Origin of the sequence: Kribbella sp. VKM Ac-2566 (genome assembly GCF_004366005.1) — a bacterium.
Classification (GTDB): Bacteria; Actinomycetota; Actinomycetes; order Propionibacteriales; family Kribbellaceae; genus Kribbella; species Kribbella pratensis.
The window spans coordinates 120,340-133,955 of the sequence record NZ_SODT01000010.1; the positions used below are offsets into that span (position 1 = coordinate 120,340).

At 69.6% G+C, this 13,616-nt stretch carries 12 protein-coding genes; 8 read left to right on the forward strand and 4 right to left on the reverse strand.

The window, feature by feature from the left end; all coding sequences use genetic code 11:
- Positions 1-12 precede the first annotated feature (12 nt).
- The 6 genes from EV647_RS18950 to EV647_RS18975 are packed head-to-tail and all read left to right on the forward strand — an operon-like array spanning position 13 to position 7,246.
- The gene (locus EV647_RS18950) at positions 13-1,698 is read left to right on the forward strand and encodes an ABC transporter substrate-binding protein (protein WP_134004703.1); all 1,686 of its coding nucleotides are present in this window, start codon (positions 13-15) and stop codon (positions 1,696-1,698) included.
- On the forward strand, positions 1,695-2,648 hold the full coding sequence (locus EV647_RS18955; RefSeq protein WP_134004705.1) for an ABC transporter permease: 954 nt from the start codon (positions 1,695-1,697) through the stop codon (positions 2,646-2,648). Before EV647_RS18950 ends, EV647_RS18955 begins: the two co-directional genes overlap by 4 nt.
- Entirely contained in the window at positions 2,648-3,535 is an 888-nt protein-coding gene (locus EV647_RS18960) for an ABC transporter permease (protein ID WP_133789073.1), read from the forward strand. Before EV647_RS18955 ends, EV647_RS18960 begins: the two co-directional genes overlap by 1 nt.
- The gene (locus EV647_RS18965) at positions 3,532-4,509 is read left to right on the forward strand and encodes an ABC transporter ATP-binding protein (RefSeq protein WP_134004707.1); all 978 of its coding nucleotides are present in this window, start codon (positions 3,532-3,534) and stop codon (positions 4,507-4,509) included. The genes EV647_RS18960 and EV647_RS18965 overlap by 4 nt, the downstream gene beginning before the upstream one ends.
- Positions 4,509-5,492, forward strand: a complete 984-nt coding sequence (locus EV647_RS18970) for an ABC transporter ATP-binding protein (RefSeq protein WP_134004709.1) — start codon at positions 4,509-4,511, stop codon at positions 5,490-5,492. Before EV647_RS18965 ends, EV647_RS18970 begins: the two co-directional genes overlap by 1 nt.
- On the forward strand, positions 5,489-7,246 hold the full coding sequence (locus tag EV647_RS18975) for a gamma-glutamyltransferase family protein (protein WP_134004711.1): 1,758 nt from the start codon (positions 5,489-5,491) through the stop codon (positions 7,244-7,246). Before EV647_RS18970 ends, EV647_RS18975 begins: the two co-directional genes overlap by 4 nt.
- A 1-nt stretch (position 7,247) precedes the next feature.
- On the opposite strand, the gene EV647_RS18980 is transcribed toward EV647_RS18975, so the two are convergent.
- Positions 7,248-7,934, reverse strand: a complete 687-nt coding sequence (locus tag EV647_RS18980) for a GntR family transcriptional regulator (protein ID WP_166679748.1) — start codon at positions 7,932-7,934, stop codon at positions 7,248-7,250.
- A 99-nt stretch (positions 7,935-8,033) separates the two neighbouring features.
- Between EV647_RS18980 and EV647_RS18985 the strand changes: the two genes are divergently transcribed.
- Positions 8,034-8,894 (forward strand): GNAT family N-acetyltransferase, encoded by an 861-nt coding sequence (locus EV647_RS18985; RefSeq protein WP_134004715.1) that lies wholly within the window; start codon positions 8,034-8,036, stop codon positions 8,892-8,894.
- Here the strand turns inward: EV647_RS18985 and EV647_RS18990 are convergent.
- Together EV647_RS18990 and EV647_RS18995 are read right to left on the reverse strand one after the other, a co-directional pair.
- Positions 8,889-9,410, reverse strand: coding sequence for a TrmH family RNA methyltransferase (locus EV647_RS18990; protein ID WP_134004717.1), 522 nt, complete (start codon positions 9,408-9,410; stop codon positions 8,889-8,891). The two genes, EV647_RS18985 and EV647_RS18990, sit on opposite strands and share 6 nt — an antisense overlap.
- Before the next feature lie 54 nt (positions 9,411-9,464).
- The gene (locus tag EV647_RS18995) at positions 9,465-11,231 is read right to left on the reverse strand and encodes a M1 family metallopeptidase (protein WP_134004719.1); all 1,767 of its coding nucleotides are present in this window, start codon (positions 11,229-11,231) and stop codon (positions 9,465-9,467) included.
- 128 nt (positions 11,232-11,359) lie between these two features.
- Here EV647_RS18995 and EV647_RS19000 point away from each other — a divergent pair, with 128 nt between their 5' ends.
- Positions 11,360-12,928 carry an adenylate/guanylate cyclase domain-containing protein gene (locus EV647_RS19000; protein WP_238175021.1) on the forward strand — a complete coding sequence of 523 codons (1,569 nt, stop codon included), beginning with the start codon at positions 11,360-11,362 and terminating at the stop codon, positions 12,926-12,928.
- Here the strand turns inward: EV647_RS19000 and EV647_RS19005 are convergent.
- On the reverse strand, positions 12,879-13,613 hold the full coding sequence (locus EV647_RS19005) for a MerR family transcriptional regulator (RefSeq protein WP_134004721.1): 735 nt from the start codon (positions 13,611-13,613) through the stop codon (positions 12,879-12,881). The genes EV647_RS19000 and EV647_RS19005 overlap by 50 nt on opposite strands.
- Between the last annotated feature and the right edge of the window lie 3 nt (positions 13,614-13,616).

Consider the following 13,616-nt stretch of genomic DNA (forward strand, 5'->3'; position numbering starts at 1 on the left):
GGAGCTACCGCGATGACTCGTCGACTCGCACTGAACCGTTTCATCTCCGGCACCCGCCGTCGTACCGCGGCTGGGATCGGCGCGGCCGTCGTTGCGGTGGCCCTCGTCGGGACGGCCTGCTCGCCGGTGGAGCCGAGCGGCGGCGACAATCCGTCGACCGGTCAGTCGGCAGGCGGGCAGGACGTGTTCGGCGAGGCCGCCGACGCGGCGAAGGTGAAGCAGGGCGGCACGCTGACCGTCGCGCTCTCCGCCGACCCGGACAAGCTCGACCCGACGCTGTCGCGCAGCCTGTACTCGCGGTACGTCTTCCACACCATGTGCGAGAAGCTGTACGACCTCGGCCCGGACGCCAAGCTGGTCCCGCAGCTCGCGACCGCACTGCCGACGATCTCCTCCGACGGGCTCAGCCTGACGATCCCGCTGAAGGAGGGCGTGAAGTTCGCCGACGGGGGCACGTTCGACTCGAACGCGGTCAAGATCTCGCTGAACCGCGATCTCACGCTGGCCGGCTCGGCGCGCAAGAGCGAGCTCGGCCCGATCACCTCGATCGAGACGCCGGACCCGAAGACCGTCGTCATCAAGCTCTCGAAGCCGTTCGCCCCGCTGACCGCCGCGCTGGCCGACCGGGCCGGGATGGTGCTGAGCCCGGCCGCCGTCGCGAAGCTCGGCGCGAATTTCTCCAACGCGCCGGTCTGCGTCGGCCCGTTCAAGTTCGCCAGCCGGGTCGCGCAGAACTCGATCAAGGTCGTCAAGGATCCGCAGTACTACGACGCCGCCAAGGTGCACCTGGACGCGATCGAGTACCGGATCATCACCGACTCCAGCATCCGCTCGGCGAACCTGAAGTCCGGGGACGCGCAGGTCGCGGACTCGCTGTCGTCGCAGGACGCGCCGACGCTGCAGAAGGACGACAGCGTCAGCGTGCTGCAGTCGCAGTCGCTCGGGTACCAGGGCCTGACGATCAACATCGGTAACGCCAACGGGATCGGCAATCCGCCCAAGCAGCTCGACACCCCGATCGCGAAGGACCCGAAGGTACGGCAGGCGCTGGCGCTGGCGATCGACCGGGAAGCGCTCGTGAAGTCGATCTTCAACGGGCTCAACACGGTCGCCTGTTCGCCGATCTCGCCGAAGAGCGAGTTCACGTCGGACGCGGCGCAGGTGTGCCCGGCGCACGATCCCGCGAAGGCCAAGCAGTTGCTGGCCGACGCCGGCGTGAGTACGCCGTACAAGGTCGAGATGATCACGTCGAACAACCCGGACAGTCTGCGGCTCGCGCAGGCGTTGCAGGGCATGGTGAAGGAGGGCGGGTTCGACCTGGTCATCAAGCCGGTCGAGTACGCCGCTCTGCTGGACCAGCAGGACCGTGGTGACTTCGAGCTGCTGCAGCTCGGCTGGTCGGGACGGGTCGACCCGGACGCGAACATCTTCAACTTCGTCGGCACCACCGGCAGCCAGAACGTCTCCGGCTACAGCAACCCCGACGTCGACAAGCTCCTCACCGACGCGCGCCAGGCCACCGACAAGGCCGAGCGCGTGAAGCTGTACGGCGAGGTCGTCGCCAAGCTGCAGCAGGACGACCCGATCATCTACATGTACCGCCAGCGCAACCTGACCGGCGTCTCCAAGAAGCTGCTCGGCATCCAGGTCTACCCCGACGGCGTGATCCGCACCGCGTTCGCAGGTTTCGCGAAGTGAGGCGGTACCTGCTCAATCGGTTGTGGCAGTCCGCGGTGACGCTCGTGCTCGCGACGATCGTGGTGTTCGCCGGGGTGCGGGCGTTGCCGGGCGATCCGGCGCTGGCGCTGGCGGGTGAGGATCGGGATCCGGAGTCGCTGCGGGCGATCCGGGAGCAGTACGGACTGGACCAGTCGTGGCTCGTGCAGTTCTGGCAGTTCGTGAGCCATGCGGCGCGCGGTGATCTCGGGCAGTCGATCCGGACCGGAACGCCGGTGCGGTCGATGATCGTCAGCGCGCTGCCGGTGACGATCGAGCTGTCAGTGCTGGCGATTCTGATCGCGAGCGTGATCGGGGTCGGGACCGGTGTGATCGCCGCCGTACGGCGTGGGCGGCCGGCGGAATGGGCCGCGAACGCGCTAGCACTGCTAGGTCTGTCGGTGCCGCACTTCTGGCTCGGCCTGATGGCGATCCTGTACCTGTCCGTTGCCCTTGGCCTCTTCCCCGCCTCGGGCTTCGTCCCGTTCTTCACCAACCCGGTGGCCAATCTCCACCACCTCATCCTCCCGGCGCTGATCCTCGGCACCGGCCTGTCCGCCGTGATCATGCGCCAGACCAGGTCCTCGATGCTCGACGCGCTGTCCGCCGACTACATCCGTACGGCGGAAGCCAAGGGCCTCTCGCCCAAGGCCGTCGTCGGAAAGCACGCCCTGCGCAACAGCCTGATCGTGGTCGTCACGATCGTCGGCCTCCAGTTGGGCGCGCTGATCTCCGGCGCGGTCGTCACCGAACGGATCTTCGCTCTCCCCGGCTTCGGCAAGCTCACTGTCGACGCCGTCTTCCAGCGCGACTACCCCGTCATCCAGGCGGTCGTCCTGGTCACCGCGACGGCGTACATCGTCATCAATCTGCTGGTCGATCTCTTGTACTCCGTCATCGATCCGCGCATCCGCGTGCGAGGTGAGGCCTGATGGCAGTCGCCGAAGTCACCGAGGCCGTGCCGACGGCCCCGCTCCGTAGCAACCGCCGTCGAGTGGTACGCCGGATCCTGCACAACCCGCTCGCGCTCACCGGGCTAGCAGTGCTAGCGATCGCGGTGATCCTCGCGGTGTTCGCCAACTGGCTGGCACCGCACGAACCCACCCAGACTCACCTCGACCGCGCGTTCGCCCCACCTGGCACTGCTGGCTACCTGCTCGGCACCGACGACCTCGGGCGCGACGTGCTCTCACGGATCATGTTCGGGCTCCGCGCGTCCCTCCACGTCGGTGTCCTCGCGGTCGCGTTCTCGCTCGTGGTCGGCGTACCGCTCGGGCTGATCGCCGGCTACTTCCGGACCGTCGATGCGCTCATCTCCCGGCTCACCGACCTGGTGCTGGCGTTCCCGTTCCTGATCCTGGCGGTCGGGCTGGCCGCGATCCGCGGCGCGAGTCTCGGCAACGCGGCGATCGCGATCGGCATCGCGCAGATCCCTGGCATGATCCGGATCGTCCGGTCGGAGACACTGCGGATCAAGTCGCTCGACTTCGTCGCCGCGGCGATCGTCGAGGGGGCGAGTGACGCCTGGGTGCTGGGCCGGCACATCTTCCCGAACGCCGGCTCGGCGATCATCGTCCAGGCCACCGTCGGCATCCCGGCCGCGATCCTCGGCGAGGCCGTGCTGTCGTTCCTCGGCCTCGGTATCCAGCCCCCCGCGCCGAGCCTCGGCACGATGCTCGCCGACGCGCAGCAGTTCGCGTCCCGGGCGCCGTGGGCCGCGGTGATGCCCGGTGTCGCGATCATGCTGCTCACGCTGGCGTTCAACATCGTCGGCGACAGCCTCCGCGACGCCCTCGACCCGAAGGCGAGCCGCCGATGAAGCCTGTACTCGCAGTGAAGGATCTGTCCGTCACGTTCCGCACCGAGGACGGGCCGCTGTCGGCGGTCGACCGGGTCAGCTTCGAGGTCGGTGACGGCGAAGTGCTCGCCGTGGTCGGTGAGTCCGGCTGCGGCAAGAGCGTCACAGCGATGAGCGTCGCCGGCCTGCTCCCCCGTACGGCGACCGTCAACGGTTCCGTCGAGCTCGACGGCACCGAACTGATCGGCGCCGACAAGCGCACGCTCCGCTCGATCCGCGGCCGCGAGGTCGCGTACATCTTCCAGGAGCCGATGACCTCGCTGAACCCGGTCTTCACCGTGGGCCACCAGATCATCGAGGTACTGCGGACGCACATCGGCCTCAACCGCCAGGCGGCGCACGCCCGCGCGGTCGAACTCCTCAAGCTGGTCGGCATCCCGTCCGCCGAGCGCCGCGTGGGCGACTATCCGCACCAGCTGTCCGGCGGGATGCGGCAACGCGTGATGATCGCGATGGCCGTCGCCTGCGACCCGAAGGTGCTGATCGCCGACGAGCCGACCACGGCCCTCGACGTCACGATCCAGGCCGGCATTCTCGACGTACTGCGTGGTTTGCGCGAGCGCCTCGGCACGAGCATCGTGCTGATCACGCACGACCTCGGGGTGGTCGCCGATCTCGCCGACCGGGTCGCGGTGATGTACGCCGGACGCGTCGTGGAAACCGCCGAAGTCCACGATTTGTTCGCACACCCCGAGCACCCGTACACGGTGGGACTGCTCGGCGCCTCCCCTGCTGCCGGCCGGCACGCGGAATCCCAGCGCCTGAACGAGATTCCCGGTCTCGTACCGGTCCTCAGCGAGCAACCCGACGCCTGCACGTTCGCCGACCGCTGCACACGAGCCGTCGACACCTGTACGTCGTCCCAACCGCAGCTCACCGACGGTCCGCACCGCGTTGCGTGCTGGAACCCGGTCCGCGACCGAGTGGAGGTCTGATGGTCGACAATGCTCTGGAAGTAGAGGATCTCGTCATGCACTTCGGCCCTGTGCGGGCCGTCGACGGCGTGACGCTCCGGATCCGGCAAGGAACGGTCGTTGCGCTCGTCGGTGAGAGCGGCTCTGGGAAGTCGACTGTCGGCCGCTGCATCGTCAGGCTGCTCGAACCGACGGGCGGCACCGTCCGTCTCGCTGGAGCCGACATCACGCACCTGAGCCGCCGTCGGCTCCGACCGCACCGCCGCGACGTGTCCATCGTGTTCCAGGACCCGGCCGGCTCGCTCGATCCGCGGCTGTCCGTCGGCGACATCGTCGGCGAACCGCTCCGCCTGATGCGTCGTAAGGACATCTCGACCAAGGTCTCCGAATCGCTGCGCCGGGTCGGCCTCCGCCCCGAGGTCGCTCAGCGCGCACCGCACGAACTGTCCGGCGGTCAGCGCCAGCGGGTCAGCATTGCCCGCGCGCTGATTTCCGAACCAGCGCTGCTGGTCGCGGACGAGCCGACCAGTGCGCTGGACGTCTCGGTGCAGGCCGCCGTACTCAATCTGCTCGCCGACCTCCAGCGTGATCTCGGGTTCGCGTGCTTGTTCATCACCCACGACCTGTCGGCGGTCGAGTACCTCGCCGACGAGGTCGCGGTGATGTACCTCGGTCAACTGGTGGAGCAGGGGCCGCGCGCCAGGATCTTCGGGCACCCGGCGCACCCGTACACGCAGGCGCTGCTGTCCGCGGCGCCCGTCCCCGATCCCGCCGAGCAGCGTGCCCGCCGGCCCGTCCTGCTCGGTGACGACCTTCCGTCGGCGATCGATCCACCGCCCGGTTGCCGCTTCCACACCCGTTGCCCGGTCGCGGTGGACACATGCCGGACAGTCGTCCCGGAACGACGGACGATCGGCGAAGGTGGACACCAGGTCGCCTGTCACCTCGTCAAGGACGACGGCACCGGCCCCGACGTACGACCAATTGAAGGAGTTGCCCAATGACGTTCACCACCCGGCCCACGCTGCGTGGCACGTTCGGGATGGTCTCGTCCACGCATTGGCTGGCGTCGCAGTCGGCCATGCGGATCCTCGAGCTGGGCGGCAACGCGTTCGACGCGGGTGCCGCGGCCGGTTTCGTGCTGCACGTGGTCGAGCCGCACCTCAACGGGCCGGGCGGTGAAGTGCCGGCGATCATCGCGACCGCCGACGACCCGACGCCGCGGGTCCTGTGCGGTCAGGGCGTCGCGCCGGCCGGTGCGACCATAGAGCACTACCGGTCACTCGGCCTCACGTTGGTGCCCGGCTCCGGTCCGCTCGCGGCCACGGTTCCCGGCGCGGTCGACGCCTGGCTGCTCCTGCTGCGCGACCACGGCACGTTGCCGTTGAGCGTCGTACTCGAGCCAGCGATCGATTACGCCCGCAACGGGCATCCGCTCGTGCCGCGGATCGCCGACACCATCAGTACCGTGCAGCAGCTCTTCGAGGAGCACTGGCCGACGTCCGCCGCGCTCTGGCTCAAGAACGGCAGCCCCGTGACCGGCCGGTTCAGCAATGAGGCGTACGCCGCGACGCTCGAGAAGCTCGTCGAAGAGGCTGAGGCCGCCGGAGCGGACCGGCAGGCGCAGATCGAGCGGGCACGGAAGACCTGGCGGGAAGGGTTCGTCGCGGAGGCGATCGACAAGTTCTCGCGGCTGCCGCATCGCGACTCCAGCGGCGAGGACCACGCCGGCCTGATCACGGGCGACGACCTGGCCGGGTTCGAGGCGACCTGGGAGGATGCGGCGACGTACAACTGGAACGGGTACACGGTCGCCAAGACCGGTCCCTGGGGCCAGGGCCCCGCCCTGCTGCAGTCCCTCGCCGTACTGGCGGAGCTCGGCGACGTCGACCTCGACTCCGCCGAGGGCGTACACACGACGGTCGAGGTCATGAAGCTGTCGTACGCCGATCGCGAGGCCTGGTACGGCGACGGCGCCGACGTACCGCTCGACACGCTCCTCTCCCCCGCCTACGCCGCCGAGCGAGCGAAGCTGATCGGATCGGACGCCGCGCTGGACCTCCGCCCGGGCGCCCCGGACGGGCGCACACCGAAGCTGCCTTCATTTGCTGCAGGCAACGAGACGGGCGACGCGACGACCGGTGAGCCGACCGTCTCCCCGGTCGGTGAGACACGCGGCGACACCTGCCACGTCGACGTGGTCGACCGCTGGGGCAACATGATCTCGGCGACGCCCAGCGGCGGCTGGCTGCAGTCATCGCCGGCGATTCCCGAGCTCGGGTTCTGCCTGGGCAGTCGCGCGCAGATGTTCTGGCTCGAGGAAGGGCTCCCGGCCTCGCTCGCGCCTGGCAAGCGGCCGCGCACCACGTTGACGCCGACGCTCGTACTCCGGGACGGCGAGCCGATCATGGCCTGCGGATCACCGGGCGGCGACCAGCAGGACCAGTGGCAGCTGCTCTTCCTGCTTCGGCACCTCGTCGCGGGCCAGGACCTGCAGGAGGCGATCGACGCGCCTGCCTGGCACACGACCGGCTTCCCGTCGTCGTTCTACCCGCGCACCACGGAACCAGGCGGGCTCGTGATCGAGAGCCGGGTCGGCAAGGGCATCCGCGACGAGCTGGTGCGGCGTGGGCACGTCGTGACCGAGTCCGATCCGTGGAGCCTCGGCCGGCTCTGCGCCGTACGGAAGGAGGCCGACGGCGTCCTGGCTGCCGCAGCCAACCCTCGCGGTATGCAAGGCTACGCGGTCGGGCGCTGAGTCAGGCCTTGGAGCCTAGTGCTGCCTTCGCGGCAGCCTCGACGTGCAGGCGGGCGGCCGTACTCGCGGCCGCCGCATCGCCTGCCTCGATCGCCTCGACGAGCCGCAGGTGCTCCTCCGTCGAGTGCGGCGCCCGCTGGGCCGCACCGACCCGGAACACCCAGTGCACGTGGTGGTACATCGCGGCCGAGATCGAGTGCAGCCAGCGATTCCCGCTGACCTCGATCACGGCCCGGTGGAACGCGCTGTTCAGCTCGGCGACCCGGTCGAAGTCCTCGGCCTTCGCGGCCGCGTTCGCGTCCTCGACCAGCCCGCGCAGCGTCGCGATCCCCGCAGGAGTCGCCCGCTCCGCCGCGAGTCCGGCCGCGAGCGTCTCGAGTTGCTGCCGTACGGCGAACAGGTCCCGGACCGCGGTCTCGTCGAGGGTCGCGACCACCGCGCCCCGGCGCGGAAGGATGTGCACGAAGCCTTCGGCCTCGACCACGCGCAGTGCTTCCCGGACCGGATTCCTCGACACCCCGAAGTCCTCCGCGAGCCGCGTCTCGGTCAGCCGCTCGCCCTCGTGGTACTCACCGTCGACGATCCGCCGGCGCAGTTCCGCGAGCACCTGCTCGCGGAGCGCGATGTGATCGGCACCGATCGTGCGGACCGTCCGGTCCCGGCGGGCGTCCTCGTCGAGCTGCTCCACCCCTGGCTCCTCTCCCCGCTCCCCGTTCGGCCTGCGCGCCACGGTAGCCGATCGATCGCCACGCGGCACGTGATCCCGGGGCAGCGTTATGTTGACGGCTTGAGCATCCGACTGATTCCCCTGACAGATCCCGACCACAAGCCGTTCAGCCGGCGGATCGCCTGGCTTGCCGCACAGGCCGACGGTACGCCGGTCGGTTCCGCGTTCCTGCGGCTCAACAGCCGCAAGGCCCACGCGGACCTCGGCGACGTGGAGATCAACGTGCACCCGGCCGAGCGCGGCCGCGGGACCGGCACGCTGCTCCTCGGCGCCGTCGTCAGCGCCGCGCGCGAGCACGGCGTACGGACGCTGGTCACGGATGTCGACGTCAACTCGATCGGCGACAGTTTCCTCCAGCGGCGCGGGTTCACGATCGGCCTGACGCTGATCTACGCGCGGCTGGATCTGTCGACGAGCACTCCCGACGTACCAGAAGTCCCTGGTTACCGGCTGATGTCCTGGGAAGGGGCGCCGCCGGAAGAACTGGTGCAGACCTTCACCGATGCGCGCGCCGGGATGAACGACGCGCCGTCAGGCACGATCGACGCCGGCGTGGACGTGTGGGACGTCGAGCGGACGAGGTCTGCTGCGCAGCTGATCGAGCAGCGCGGCGAGCGTCTCTTGGTCGTCGTGGCGGTCGACAGCACGGGCCGCATCGCCGGCTTCACAGAGGTCGTCGTCGCGGGAGACGGGAAGGGCGACGGTCAGAACTACGGCACCGCCGTCCTTCCCGAGCATCGCGGCCGTGGGCTCGCGCTGTGGATGAAGGCCGCCCAGATCCACGAGACCCGTCGCCGGTTCCCCGACCTCGACGGCCTCCTCACGGATACGGTCGACACCAACACAGCCATGCGGCGCACCAACGAGCGCCTCGGCTATCGGCCGCAGCACGAGGTCCACCGCCGCACCCTCGACCTATAGCAACCCGGCCAGCCGGTAGAGCACGAGCGAACCGGCGACCGCGACGTTGAGGCTGGCACCGGTCCCGATCATCGGGATCTCGACGACGACGTCCAACTCGTCGACCGCCTCGGGCGGGATCCCGCTGCGTTCGTGCCCGAGAACGGCGATCGTCCGGTTCCGCGCCGGCGGCAGATCAGCCAGCCGGATCGCCTCGTCGGCCAACTCGACCCCGATCACCGTCGTGTCCGGTCGGCTCCGTTGATCGATCAGCCAGCGCACCGGGTCGTGCCCGGTCCAGTGCACGCAGGTCCGTCTGCGCAGTGTGTTGCCCTTGGCAAGCGCATCCGGCACCCACGGCAGCTTCGGTACGGCGAGACACGCGCCGACCGCGTCACAGGTCCGGAGCAGCGTCCCGAGGTTCACGTCGTACATCGGCCAGAGCGGCGCGATGAGCAGATGGTCCCAGCACGAGTGGGACTTGCGGCGGCGTTGGTGCTTGAGGTCCTTGCGGCTCCGCACCCGGATCCCGCTCATCGAGTAGCGGGATCGATCCTCCCGTCAGGAATTCGCGTCATCATGCGACCCAGTCTACTGGCCGAGGATCTTCAGCACCGCCGCGGTCGTGATCGGGTGGTAGCCGGGGCGGGCCTTGGCGAAGACCTCCGCGGCGAACGCGCGGTCGGTACCGGCCAGTGCCTGGTACACCGGCAGGACCAGCTTCATCCGGCCGACCGTGGTCAGGAACTCGGCCATCTCGGCGTACGCCGCCTCATAGCTGCTCGCGGCAACGATCTGGTACCAGCGCCGCGCGATCTCACCGTTCGCCGTACCGGTCAGGCCGAACGCACGGTCGAGCTGCTGCAACAGGACCGGGCTCAGTACGTCGGGAGCCGCGTCGAGGAACCGCAGCCACTCCTGCGTCGTCCACCGCTCCGCGCCGTGCGGCAGCTCGCCCGTCGTCAGCCACAGTCCGCGTGCCTCGTCCACGACCTCGAACCGTGCCGACACCGCGCGGCGCGCGAACGCCGGAATCCCCGGCTCGTACAGCCAGGCGGCCAGCTCGTCCTCGGTCACCACGCCCGGATGCGGCGTCGTCAGGTGCTCCCGCAGATGCTGCACGAAGTTGTCGGTGTTGATGCTGCGGAACGCGAACGTGTCGAAGTACCCGCGCAGGAACGGATCGAACACCTCCCGCGTGAACCGCTCCTCCAGCCAGGACAGGAACCACGAACCCTTCAGCGGGCCGGTCGACGTCGTGCCGTGGTACTCGGACCGGTGGTGCAGGCCCGGCAGCTCGACCGCGAGCTCGGCCGGCGTCAGCGGGTCCAGCTTCACCACGGTCGCGTGCTGCTTGATCGCGGTCTCCATCACCGCGAACTCGGTCCCGTAGACGGCCTCGACGATCCGGTTCTCGACGTACGACGTGAAGCCCTCGTTGAGCCAGATGTCGTCCCAGCTGTCCTGCGTGACGAGGTTGCCGGACCAGCTGTGCGCCAGCTCGTGGGCGATCACGCTGACCAGCGACTTGTCGCCGATCACCACGGTCGGGGTCGCGAACGTCATCCGCGGGTTCTCCATGCCGCCGTACGGGAACGACGGCGGCAGCACGAGCAGGTCGTAGCGGCCCCAGCGGTACGGGCCGAAGAGCTCCTCGGTGACCCGCATCATCTCCTCGGTGTCGGAGAACTCGGTCGCCGCCCTCCGCACGGTCGCGGGCTCGGCCCACACGCCAGACCGCTCGCCGAGCGGCTCGAACACCAGGTCGCCCGCGGCGATCGCCAGCAGGTACGACGGGATCGGCTCCGGCATCACCACGTCGTACGAGCCGGTACGGCGCGACATCGTGCCGTTGTCGGCGCTCATCAGCACCATCAGCTCGGGCGGCGCCGTCACGTGCGCGGCGTAGCTGAACCGCACGCTCGGCGTGTCCTGCACCGGGACCCAGCTACGCGCGTGGATCGCCTGCGACTGGCTGAACATGAACGGCATCACGCCGCCCGCCGTCATCGCCGGATCCAGCCACTGCAGACCGGTCGCGGTCGGCGCGGTCCGGTAACTCACCTTGACCCGCGGCTGGCCCGCCGTCCGGATGGTCAGCGCGGAGCCGAGCTCCGGGTCCGCAACCGCGAGGCTGTACTCCAGCGGCTCCCAGCCGTCGGCCGTCAGTCCCTCGACGCCCAGCACCGTGAGGTCGCGGGTGTCCAGGACGAGCCGGCTGGTCGCACCGGTCCAGGCGAGGGTGTGCGTGGCACTGCCGGCCAGCACCTTCTCGTCGAAGTCGAGCGCGAGGTCGAGTTCGAGGTGGGTGGTCCGAACCACATGCGGCTCGGCGTAGGAGTGGCGATCGTGCGTCAAGGGATGCTCCCCAGGTGAGGCGTCCGGGGAACACTACCCACGTCGCGGGCGGATCGGACGACCAATCTGGGCCAGCCGCACCACCGTGCCAAAACCCTGGTTCGGTCCTGACACGGCAGACTAGGACGATGATGTCCCAGCGGATGTCCCAGCGGAGCCCCGAGCTGGTGCTGAAAAGGCGCCCCTTCGGGTCCTGGCTGCTCGGCCCGGCCGACCAGAGCACGAAACGGCTGCGGATCCGCCTCCACCTGCTGCTGACCGTGTTCTCGATCGGCACCAACCTGATCGGTGCCTTCGTCACCTTCGTCCTCGCCGTCTTCGTACTGCCGGGTCCGTCGCTGGTCGACCAGCTCCAGCTCCTCGACGCGATCGTCATCCCGGCGTACTTCCTCTTCGCGATGGGGATCTGTTACGTCTGGAGCAGCCGCCTGACGAAGCGGGTCACCCGCTGGATCGACCTCGAGCGGCCCGCCACCCGGCGGGAGCAGATCGCCACGCTGCAACTGCCGCTGCGGCTCACACTGATCGAGGTGCTGCTCTGGTTCGGGGCCGCCGTGCTGTTCACGGTGATGACGCTGGTCCTGCAGCCGGAGAACGCACTCCGGGTGGCCCTCACGGTCATCGACGGGATGATCATCACCTCCGCGGTCTCGTACCTCCTGACCGAGTTCGCCCTCAGGCCCATCGCCGCACGGGCGCTCGTCGACTCCCCGCCGCCGAGGCGGCTGCTCGCGGCCGGGTTGAAGGCCCGCACGGTGTTCTTCTGGGCGGTCGGGTCCGGCGTACCCGTGGCCGGCCTGATGCTGGCCGCCGTACTCGCGCTGATCGAGGGCGACGTCACCTCGACCCGGCTCTCGGTCGTGATTCTTGCCCTGGGCATCGTGGCGCTCGGCAACGGTTGCCTGCTCACCTGGTTGTCGGCGAGGTCCGTGGTGGCGCCGGTGCGGTCGGTGCGGGACGCGTTGAACCTGATCGGCGAGGGACGCCTCGACGTACGTATCCCGGTCTTCGACGGCACCGAGCTGGGGTCGCTGCAGGCCGGGTTCAACCGGATGGCGGACGGTCTGCGCGAGCGGGAGCGGATTCGGGACCTGTTCGGGCGGTACGTCGGGACGGATGTCGTCCAGGAGGCGCTGACCAGCGACAGCCTCGGCGGCGAGGAGCGGTACGCCGCGGTGCTGTTCGTCGACCTGGTCGGATCGACCGAGCTCGCTGCCCAGCGGCCGCCGGCCGAGGTGGTGCAGTTGCTCAACCGGTTCTTCGCGATCGTGGTCGCGGAGGTGGACCGGCAGGGCGGGTTTGTGAACAAGTTCGCCGGTGACGCGGTGCTGGCGGTCTTCGGGGCGCCGGCCGAGCTGGCGGACCCGGCGGGCAGCGCTCTGACCGCGGGGCGGGAGCTGTCCCGGCGGCTCGCCGACGAGTTGCCGGAGGCAACCGCGGGGATCGGTGTCACGGCGGGGATCGTGGTGGCCGGCACGGTGGGCGACGTACGGCGGCACGAGTACACCGTGATCGGGGACCCGGTGAACGAGGCGGCGCGGCTGAGCGAACTGGCCAAGACAGCACCCGGGCGGCTCATCGCGTCGATGACAGCCGTCGAGAAGGCTGCGCCGGCCGAGTCCGATCAGTGGCGGCAGAGCGACCTGGTCACTGTGCGAGGGCGGTCGGTGCCGACCCGTCTTGCTGTCCCGCAGTGATCAGCTCGTGAAGCAGCGCGGCGCCGTACAGCATCGCCTTCGTCTGACGGTCGTGGGCGGCGCGACGCTCGGCGATCGCGGTGCGCAACGCGTCGGTGCTGCCCGTACGTCGGAGACCGTCGAGTACCGGCTTGATCTGCTCGAAGTAGTACCGGCCCTGACGGAGCATGTGAATGATCCGCGCGTCCCGCACCTGTTCGGGCCCGTAGCGGCGGTACTTGGTGCCTGGTTCCCGGGTCGGCGCGAGCAGGCCCGCAGCCTCCCAGACGCGGAGGGCCGAGGTACGGACGCCAAGGCGGTGTGCGAGTTCGCCGACGAGTAGGGACGGGCCAGTGACCGGCTGTTCGTCGACGTACTCAGCGGCCAGCGCGCCGAGCGCCTCACTGGCGGCATCGGTCGCGAGTCGCTGCTCGTGCAGGGCGGCGTGGGCCGCGTCCACCAGCCTGTAGGCGAGCGCCTCGTCGCCGTTGTGGACGGCGCGCATGATCTCGGTGGCGGTCTCGGCGCCGAAGCCGGGAGCGAGCGCGCGGTACGTCAGCAACGCCGCGACATGCTCGGGACCGTACTGCCGATACCCGGTGTCCGACCGCGGCGCCGGCGGCAGAATTCCGGCCGCCTCGTAGTTGCGGACGAGCTGAGTCGATACCCCGGCCCGGCGCGCGAGGTCTACCGGCCGCAGTCCCATCCG